Origin of the sequence: Pseudomonas sp. 2822-17, from assembly GCF_002742485.1 — a bacterium.
In the GTDB taxonomy this organism is placed as follows: domain Bacteria; phylum Pseudomonadota; class Gammaproteobacteria; order Pseudomonadales; family Pseudomonadaceae; genus Aquipseudomonas; species Aquipseudomonas cyclaminis.
Genome location: NZ_LJRZ01000012.1, coordinates 1 through 228, shown reverse-complemented (window position 1 = coordinate 228; position 228 = coordinate 1). Strand labels below are relative to the sequence as shown.

The following is a 228-nucleotide window of genomic DNA, read 5'->3' as shown; positions in this document are numbered from 1 at the left end:
GGGAAGGGGTTTAACGTTATGTTTGGTTTTAACATCGTTGAGAAGTTGCAGAAATTAGGTACAGATATCAAAAAAGAAGAGTTAAAGTATCACAATAAAAGAGTATTAGTAAGTAAGGAATTTACTTTCGATGCAGCCCATCACTTGCACAGCTATGAAGGAAAATGTAAAAATCTCCATGGCCATACGTATAAGGTGATTTTTGGGATTAGTGGTTACGTAGATGAT

General features: G+C 35.1%; 1 protein-coding gene. It reads left to right on the top strand.

The features are described from left to right. Positions 1–18: 18 nt before the first annotated feature. Positions 19–228: 6-carboxytetrahydropterin synthase (locus AOA60_RS00030; protein WP_178075286.1), on the top strand; the 210-nt coding region annotated here is incomplete at its 3' end.